This window comes from Streptomyces spongiae, from assembly GCF_009377185.1.
GTDB classification, from domain to species: Bacteria; Actinomycetota; Actinomycetes; order Streptomycetales; family Streptomycetaceae; genus Streptomyces; species Streptomyces spongiae.
Genome location: NZ_VJZC01000075.1, coordinates 20,734 through 28,328, shown reverse-complemented (window position 1 = coordinate 28,328; position 7,595 = coordinate 20,734). Strand labels below are relative to the sequence as shown.

At 70.4% G+C, this 7,595-nt stretch carries 8 protein-coding genes; all 8 read right to left on the bottom strand.

The window, feature by feature from the left end; genetic code table 11:
* Positions 1-863 (bottom strand): FAD-dependent monooxygenase (locus tag FNH08_RS13990; protein ID WP_152771805.1); only part of this gene is annotated, 863 nt, incomplete at its 3' end.
* Between the two features lie 46 nt (positions 864-909).
* Positions 910-1,737 carry an acetoacetate decarboxylase family protein gene (locus tag FNH08_RS13985; RefSeq protein ID WP_152771804.1) on the bottom strand — a complete coding sequence of 276 codons (828 nt, stop codon included), beginning with the start codon at positions 1,735-1,737 and terminating at the stop codon, positions 910-912.
* A gap of 7 nt (positions 1,738-1,744) precedes the next feature.
* Positions 1,745-2,731: a cyclase family protein gene (locus tag FNH08_RS13980; RefSeq protein WP_152771803.1), complete on the bottom strand. Its 987-nt coding sequence runs from the start codon at positions 2,729-2,731 to the stop codon at positions 1,745-1,747.
* Positions 2,732-2,905: 174 nt separating this feature from the next.
* Positions 2,906-3,814: a LysR family transcriptional regulator gene (locus FNH08_RS13975; protein WP_194238481.1), complete on the bottom strand. Its 909-nt coding sequence runs from the start codon at positions 3,812-3,814 to the stop codon at positions 2,906-2,908.
* Between the two features lie 610 nt (positions 3,815-4,424).
* A complete protein-coding gene (locus FNH08_RS13960; RefSeq protein ID WP_152771802.1) occupies positions 4,425-5,099 on the bottom strand; it encodes a CoA transferase subunit B in 675 nt (224 codons plus the stop codon).
* Positions 5,096-5,851 carry a CoA transferase subunit A gene (locus tag FNH08_RS13955; RefSeq protein WP_152771801.1) on the bottom strand — a complete coding sequence of 252 codons (756 nt, stop codon included), beginning with the start codon at positions 5,849-5,851 and terminating at the stop codon, positions 5,096-5,098. The genes FNH08_RS13960 and FNH08_RS13955 overlap by 4 nt, the downstream gene beginning before the upstream one ends.
* A gap of 22 nt (positions 5,852-5,873) precedes the next feature.
* Positions 5,874-6,617, bottom strand: coding sequence for an SDR family NAD(P)-dependent oxidoreductase (locus FNH08_RS13950; protein ID WP_152771800.1), 744 nt, complete (start codon positions 6,615-6,617; stop codon positions 5,874-5,876).
* Complete coding sequence (locus FNH08_RS13945; protein WP_152771799.1) at positions 6,614-7,585, bottom strand: fumarylacetoacetate hydrolase family protein; 972 nt, start codon at positions 7,583-7,585, stop codon at positions 6,614-6,616. The genes FNH08_RS13950 and FNH08_RS13945 overlap by 4 nt, the downstream gene beginning before the upstream one ends.
* Positions 7,586-7,595 lie beyond the last annotated feature (10 nt).

Sequence of the window (7,595 nt, the reverse complement as noted above, 5' to 3'; positions counted from 1 at the left end):
CAGATTTGTATAAGAGACAGGGCGTGCGCCGCGTCACCGATCACGATCGTCCGTCCCCGGTTCCACGGGGAGTCGATCAGCAGGTAGTCCAGGTTCCGGTAGTCGACCTGCCGCGGTTCGGTCACCGACTCGCGGATGGCGGGCCAGACGCCGTCCAGCGGTTCGGCCAGCCGCCGGAACTCGGCGACGGGATCGAGCCGGCGCACCGCGGACCGGTCACGGGCGTCCTCGAAGATGTAGGCGTACATGTGAGTGGCGCTGACCATGTTGTAGCCGGTGATGTAGTGATGCGGGCCGCCGTGCTGAATGGCACCGTGCTCCAGGCCCGGGGGACGCCTGATGTACACCCGCCAGATCGCCAGGCCCGTGGGGCGGGGAAGGTCCGGGATGCCGATCATGGCGCGGGTGGCGGAGTGGATACCGTCGGCGCCGACCACGAGGTCGTAGTCGCGGACAGTGCCGTCGCGGAGGGTGACGGTGACCCGGTCGCCGGTCTCCTCCAGCTTCTCGACGGTGGTGCCCAGCCGGACCCGGGCGCCCGAGTGCCGGACGGCGTCCTTCAGGATCGCCTGCAGTGTGGGCCGGTACATCCCGCAGACACCGGGAACATCCGGCCCGCCGAACTTGAAGTGGTCCAGATGAGCGGGCACGGCCGCGATATTGGCTTCGACCCGGTCCCAGACGCCGACTTCACGCAGGACGCGCAGGGCATTGCCCACGAGCGTGATGCCGGAGCCGAGGGCACCCCACTCGGGGTCGATCTCGACCAGGTCGACCTCGACGCCCGACCGGCGCAGCAGAATGGCGAGCGTGTTGCCGGCGGTGCCGCCGCCGACGATGAGTACGTTACGGACACTGGGCATGGTGCCTCCTGGCAGATGCGGGGGGACTGCGCCCCGGCGATACGGCTCAGGCCAGAACGCGGACGTCGTAACCGTCGGCGTAGCCGGTGGTTACGGTCAGCGTGGCGCAGGGGGTGCCCATGACGGGCAGTTCGGAGAGTGGGTTGACGATGTGGTGGAGGGTCGGCAGCTGCTCGAACGTGGCGGTTCGGAAGGCGACGGCGCCCTGGCCGGTCCGCACGCTCGCGACCCTTGTCTGCGGTGCGGCCGCGAAACCGGTGCAGGTGACCTCCTCCGCGTCGGCGTCGCCCCACCGCCCCGGCGCGGGAACGTACCGGTGGTGCAGGCCCGGCCGTGGCGCGGTCGGCGGGGTGTCCGGCGCGGGCGAGGCGAACGCGCGCCCCGACAGCTGCGCGAAGACGAAGCCGTCCCAGGCGGCCGACAAGGACACCGTGCCGGCCTCGCTGTCCGTGCGCAGGTCACCGACGTCGGCGTAGACCTTGTTGAACCCCAGCTCCTCCCGCCCGGAGATGATGGGGTCGGCGAGGCTCTCCCAGGTGACCAGCTCCAGATCGCCGTGCACGGTCTCCCGTCCTCGGTGGACCACGGGGACACTGACCGACAGCACGTTGTAGCCACGGCCCGCCAGCCAGGGAAGGTCCCGCAACTCGGCCGCGACGACCGTGCAGTGGTCGCCGTCGAGCGTGAACGGCGCGGGCAGGAGGGCTGCGAGGCGGGCCGGATCGGAGCGCACCGTCAGCGACAGCATGACCGTGCTGCCCCGGTCGGGATCGGTCCAGCGCCCGCCGCCGGGTCGCTGACGCGGTCCGGGATGGGGCCCGAACGCGGTGGGCATGCGGTACAGCGAGGCGGTGCGCGGCGTAACGGATGTCATGGCGGCCCTACTTGACGGCGAGAGGGTTGACGGGAGCGCCGGCGGCGCCGGTGAACGGGATGGGGCCGGCGGCGAGCAGGAACTCGTACACCCCGTCGTCGGCACAGTCGGCGGCCAGCGCGTCGAGGTCCCAGATCTCCCCGATCGGCATGCCGATATGGGGGATGACGACCTGGTGCAGAGGCTGGAACGACCGGTCGAACTCGTTGGGCCGGACCTCGCATCCCCAGGTGTCGGTGGCGACGGCGGCGATCTCCGTGTCGTGCAGCCAGTCCGCGGTGGTGAAGGACAGCCCCGGCGCCGGTCCCCCGGCGTAGGTCCCCCATCCCTCGCGGCGGGCCTTCGTCATACGGCCGGTGCGGACCAGGAGGATGTCCCCGCGGCCGACCGCGGACGTCGCCCCCTGCCGGGCGCTCGTCTCCTCCAGGTGGTCGACCGTGATGGCGAAGCCGTCCGGAAGTTCGCCGTCCGTCCCGAGAGCACGGCCGACGTCGAGCAGTACGCCACGGGTGACGAGCGGCGCTGCCAGGGTCTGTACGCCGGTGACCCGGTCGCCTTGCACACTTGCCACGTCCGCGGCGTTGCGGCCGTTCCAGGCATGGCCGCGGTCGAAGACGTGCCCCAGGGAGTCCCACTGGGTGGCGCACTGCAGCGGCATGACCACCATGTCGTCGACACCACCGAAGCCGTGTGGGGGGAACGGCACGTCGTCGCCCGCGTCAGCGGTGTCGAGAGCGCGTACCGCGTACAGGGGGTTGATCCGTCCGCCGGCGCCGGTCTGCGGCCCGTCCGCACCGAACTCGATGGACAGGGAGAACGTCGTGCCGCGCCGAACCAGCGCCGCGGCCCGCACCCGCGCGTCGGCATCGATGAAATTCACCGTGCCCAGCACGTCGTCCTCACCCCAGCGGCCCCAGTTGGAGACACGGGCTGCCGCGGCAGCGATGGCCTCGCGCGGCTTGCCGGGGTCGAAGGGCGGGAGCGGACGCGACATGGTTGGCCTCCTCATGCGGGACCGGCGCGGATGTGGGGCCTCAGGTGTCCGGGGTATTGCCGGCGTGTTTCCTGTGGCCTGTTGTCACAGTGACATCCGAGCCCTTGATCCGGCCAACAGATCTTTCGTATGCATGCATCGGTGACACCGATGCATGGTCACGAGTACGTCGGATCAGTCGGCCATGGCCTGCGCGGTGCTGCGCACCAATCGCCGGAACCACGCGTGACCGGTGTCCCTGGAGTGGGCGGGATGCCACCACAACGCCTCGGTCAAAGACGGCACCTGGACGGGCAAGGGAGAGATGTCCAGCCCCTCATGCCCGGTGAACCAGGCCGCGAGACGGCCGGGAAGCACAGCGATCCGGTCCGTATGGGCCACCAGCAGAGGCAGGCAGACGAAGTCTTCGACGAGCAGTTCCACGCGTGGTTCGAGGCCAAGAGCCGCGAGATGCCGCAGCGCCGGATTCTGCGCTCGCTGCTGATCGTGGGCAACGACCCACGGACGCTCCACCAGCTCCTCCAGCGTCAGCGGACCGTGGTCGACCTCGCGGTCCGCGGCGCGCAGGCAGACCCAGTCGTCCTGGTACAGGTCCAATGCGGGATAGCCGCTGATGAATCCACGGGGCGCGAGCAGAGCGTCCGCGGAGCGCAGCGCCGGCTCCAACGCACCCGTAGAAGAGTTGAGGTCCCGCACCTTCACGCGGACACCCGGCCCTGCGTCGCGCAGCTGGGCCATCAAAGGCTTGATGAACACCGCGAGCCCATTGGTGCTGGCGATGATGGTGAAAGTCCGGTCACTTGTCGCCGGGTCGAAGTCGCCGCGGATCCGGAACGTCCGCTCGACGCTGTCCACGCTCTCCGCCACGCGGTCACGCAGGAGCAAGGCCAACGGAGTCAGGTCGTACTGCGTGCCGTGACGCAGCAGCAACTCATCACCGAAGTGACGGCGCAGCTTCGCCAGGGCATCGCTCATGGCGGGCTGACTGAGGCCGATCTTCTGCCCCGCCCGTGTCACATGCCGCTCATCCAACAGGGCCTGCAGCGCTACGAGCAGGTTCAGATCGAGGCTGTGCAACCGCACTGGGCCTCCTCCCCACGTGTGCCTGGTGCTCCGCTCCGCGTGGTCACGTTCCAACGGCCGACTGGTTGCCGGACCCCGCGACGCAGCTCTCGCCGGTGACCTTCTTACCTCGTGCCGGTGGCGATCGGTGTAGTGCAGCTTCACGTCGAAGGCTGCCAGGCGCCGCAGGACCGCCGGCCGATGCAACCCGCGGCGGCTGTGGCGACATGCGTGCCCTCAAGGTCGTACGAACCCGCCACGCCGTCGGCGAGGTTCCAGCCACCGTCCGGGCGTTTGCTGCAGAGCCCGACCACTGCCTGCCGTCGGGCGGCCACCCCGGGCAGAACAAGATCCGGATCGGGCGTGCGCCCACGTGATGCACAGGGGCACGCGGCATGCGGACGAGTCACGGCGGGTTGGGAACAGGCCGCGTCGCGCTTGCCGCGCGACGCTTGAGTGAGTGCACCTCACCATCGTCGGTCCACTCTTTTCCGGCCGTCGGCGTTTACTCACCGACCGCTGCCGAGTTCTTTACGCGGTCCTGATGGACCGTCGCACCCGGCCGCGCAGCCGGCGGCAACCGCCCTACGACTGCGGGGGCCGCCCCACGTGGCCTCGCGCGCGACGAGGTTCAACAAGCGGCCGCGACGGCGGCGGTGCGCAGGGGCGCCTCAGTGCGGGCGGTGATGTCCTCGACGGTGACGCCCGGTGCCGTCTCGACGAGCGCGAGCCCGTCCGGGGTGACGTCGAGGACGCCGAGGTCGGTGATGATCCGGTGGACGCAGCGCTCGCCGGTGAGGGGCAGGGTGCATTCGGTGAGGATCTTGGGGGTGCCGTCCTTGGCGGTGTGTTCCATCAGGACGATGACGCGGCGGGCACCGTGGACGAGGTCCATGGCACCGCCCATGCCCTTGACCATCTTGCCGGGGATCATCCAGTTGGCCAGGTCGCCGGCGGCGGAGACCTGCATGGCGCCGAGGACGGCGGTGTCGATGTGGCCGCCGCGGATCATGCCGAAGGACAGCGCCGAGTCGAAGAAGCTCGCGCCGGGCAGGACGGTGACGGTTTCCTTGCCCGCGTTGATCAGGTCGGGGTCCACCTCCTCCTCGGTGGGGTAGGGGCCTGTGCCCAGGATGCCGTTCTCGGAGTGCAGGACCACATGGACGCCGGGTGGGAGGTGGCCGGGGACGAGGGTGGGCAGACCGATTCCGAGGTTGGCGTAGGAGCCGTCGGTGAGTTCGGCGGCGGCGCGGGCGGCCATCTGGTCGCGGGTCCAGCCCGGCACGGTGGGGACGGTGGTGCTCATGCGCGTACGGTCCTTTTCTCGATGTGCTTGTCGGCCGCCTCGGCCGAGGTCAGTTCCACCATCCGCTGGACGAAGACTCCCGGCAGGTGAACCGCCTCAGGGCTCAACTCGCCCGGCTCGACCAGTTCTTCGACCTCCGCGACGGTGATGCGGCCGGCCATGGCCGCGAGGGGGTTGAAATTGGCGGCGGCCCGGCGGAACACCAGGTTCCCGTGGCGGTCCCCCCGCCAGGCCCGTACGAGGGCGAAGTCAGTGGTGATGCCCTGCTCCAGCACGTGCGGGCGACCGTGGAAGGTGCGGGTCTCCTTGGGCGGGGAGGCGACGGCGACCGCGCCGTCGGGGGCGTAGCGCCAGGGCAGACCGCCGTTCGCCACCTGGGTGCCCACGCCCGCAGGGGTGTAGAAGGCGGGGATGCCCGCTCCCCCGGCGCGCAGCCGCTCGGCCAGCGTGCCCTGAGGCACCAGCTCCACCTCGAGTTCACCCGACAGGTACTGGCGGGCGAACTCCTTGTTCTCGCCCACGTAGCTGCCCGTGACGCGGGCGATCCGCCCGTGGCCCAGCAGGACGCCCAGTCCGCGCCCGTCCACGCCGCAGTTGTTCGACACGACCTCCAGGCCGGTGGCGCCCTGCGTGTGGAGGGCTTGGATGAGCACCTCGGGGATGCCGCTGAGGCCGAACCCGCCGACTGCGAGTGACGCGCCGTCGGGGATGTCCGCCACCGCCTCCGCGGCGTTCGAACAGAGCTTGTCCATGGGTGAGAGGGCCTTTCTGCTGCTACTGACGTAGGGCGTCCGAGATCGGCTTGGCGCCGCCGTGCGCGGTGAGACCGCCGTCCACGGGGACCTCGGCTCCGGTGATGAAGGACGACTCGTCTGAGAGGAGGAAGGTGACGAGCGGGGTGATGTCGTCGACGGTTCCGGTGCGGCCGAGTGGTGTCCCGGCGACGTTGGCCTCGCGGAAGGCGGGTGCGGCGGAGGTGGTCATCTCGGTCTCGATGAAGCCGGGATGGATGGTGTTCACGCGGATGCCGCGTGGCCCCAGTTCCATGGCGGCGGTGGCCGACAGGCCGCGCAGCGCCCACTTGCTGGCTGTGTAGGCGACCGGGTAGTGGGCGGTCAGCGCCGCCGAGGAGCCGATGTTCACGATCGACGCCCCGGGGCGCATCAGCGGTGCCAGGTGCTGGATGCCCAGGAGCGGCCCGGTGACGTTGACCTCGTGGACGCGGGCCATGTCCTCGGGGCGTACGGCGTCGATGCGGGCGCGCCAGGTGACACCGGCGTTGTTCACCAGGCCGTGTACCTCTCCGTACGCCTCCCCCAGTTCGGCGGCGAGTTCGGCCCAGTCCTTCTCGCTGGTGACGTCGAGCCGGCGGCAGCCCGTTGCCTCCGTCACGTCGGTGGCGATCACCCGGGCGCCCTCACGGGTCAGCGCCTCGGCCTCGGCGGCGCCCTGGCCGCGGGCCGCACCGGTGACCACGACGACCTTGCCGAGCAACCGCCTCTGTTCCGGATCGGTCATGGCCGCTCCCGGGAGCGGCGTCGGCCGGTCGGCAGCGGGACCGGGGCGGCCCCGGCGACGACCGTGTTGGAGACGCTGCCGATGCCCTCGACGGTGAGGGTGACCGTGTCGCCGGGCTCCAGCGGTGGCGGGTCCTGTCTGCCGCGTACGCCCCACAGTTCCGCGAGGCAGCCGCCGTTGCCACAGGTGCCCGACCCGAGGACGTCACCGGGGCGCACCCGGGTGCCGCGGGAGGCGTAGGCGACCATCTCCTCGAAGGTCCAGCTCATGTTGGACAACAGATCCTTGCCGACGACCTCGCCGTTGATGTCGGCGGTCAGGGCCAGGCGCAGGAAGCCGTCGGTGTCGCGGTACTTCTCCAGTGCGTCGGCGGTGACGAGGTACGGGCCGAGGGTGGTGGCGGTGTCCTTGCCCTTGCAGGGGCCGAGTCCGACCTTCATCTCGGCGGACTGCAGGTCGCGGGCGGACCAGTCGTTGAGGACCGTGTAGCCGACGATGTGGTCGCGGGCCTGCTCGGGGGTGAGGTCGCGGCCCTCCTTTCCGATCACGGCGGCCACTTCGAGTTCGAAGTCGAGCACGTTCGAGCCCGGTGGCACGGGAATGTCGTCGTGTGGGCCGTACACCGCGTAGGGGTTGGTGAAGTAGAAGGTCGGGGCCGCGTACCACTGCTCCGGCACCCCTGCGGAGCCGTCGACGGAGCGCCGTACGCCCTCGACATGCTCCTCGAAGGTGACGAAGTCCCTCACGGTGGGAGGCTGCAGCGGCGGCAGCAGGCGTACCTCGGAGACATGGGGCCCGGCCGGGATGTCCCGCGCGGCGGAGCCCGCCGCCAGCAGCTCGGGCAGGCCACCGCCCTCGGCGAGCAGACCGGTCAGTGAGCCGACACCGGGCAGGGCGTGGAGCGCGCCGTCCTCTTCGACGACGGCCACGTGGCGTCGGTTGCGGTACTCGTACGCGGCGAAACGCATGGGCGGTTTC

Excerpts from the sequence above, each read along its gene's own strand:
- FNH08_RS13985 (WP_152771804.1), bottom strand. The coding sequence starts at position 1,737 with ATGACATCCGTTACGCCGCGCACCGCCTCGCTGTACCGCATGCCCACC.
- FNH08_RS13980 (WP_152771803.1), bottom strand. The coding sequence starts at position 2,731 with ATGTCGCGTCCGCTCCCGCCCTTCGACCCCGGCAAGCCGCGCGAGGCC.
- FNH08_RS13960 (WP_152771802.1), bottom strand. The coding sequence starts at position 5,099 with ATGAGCACCACCGTCCCCACCGTGCCGGGCTGGACCCGCGACCAGATG.
- FNH08_RS13955 (WP_152771801.1), bottom strand. The coding sequence starts at position 5,851 with ATGGACAAGCTCTGTTCGAACGCCGCGGAGGCGGTGGCGGACATCCCC.
- FNH08_RS13950 (WP_152771800.1), bottom strand. The coding sequence starts at position 6,617 with ATGACCGATCCGGAACAGAGGCGGTTGCTCGGCAAGGTCGTCGTGGTC.
- FNH08_RS13945 (WP_152771799.1), bottom strand. The coding sequence starts at position 7,585 with ATGCGTTTCGCCGCGTACGAGTACCGCAACCGACGCCACGTGGCCGTC.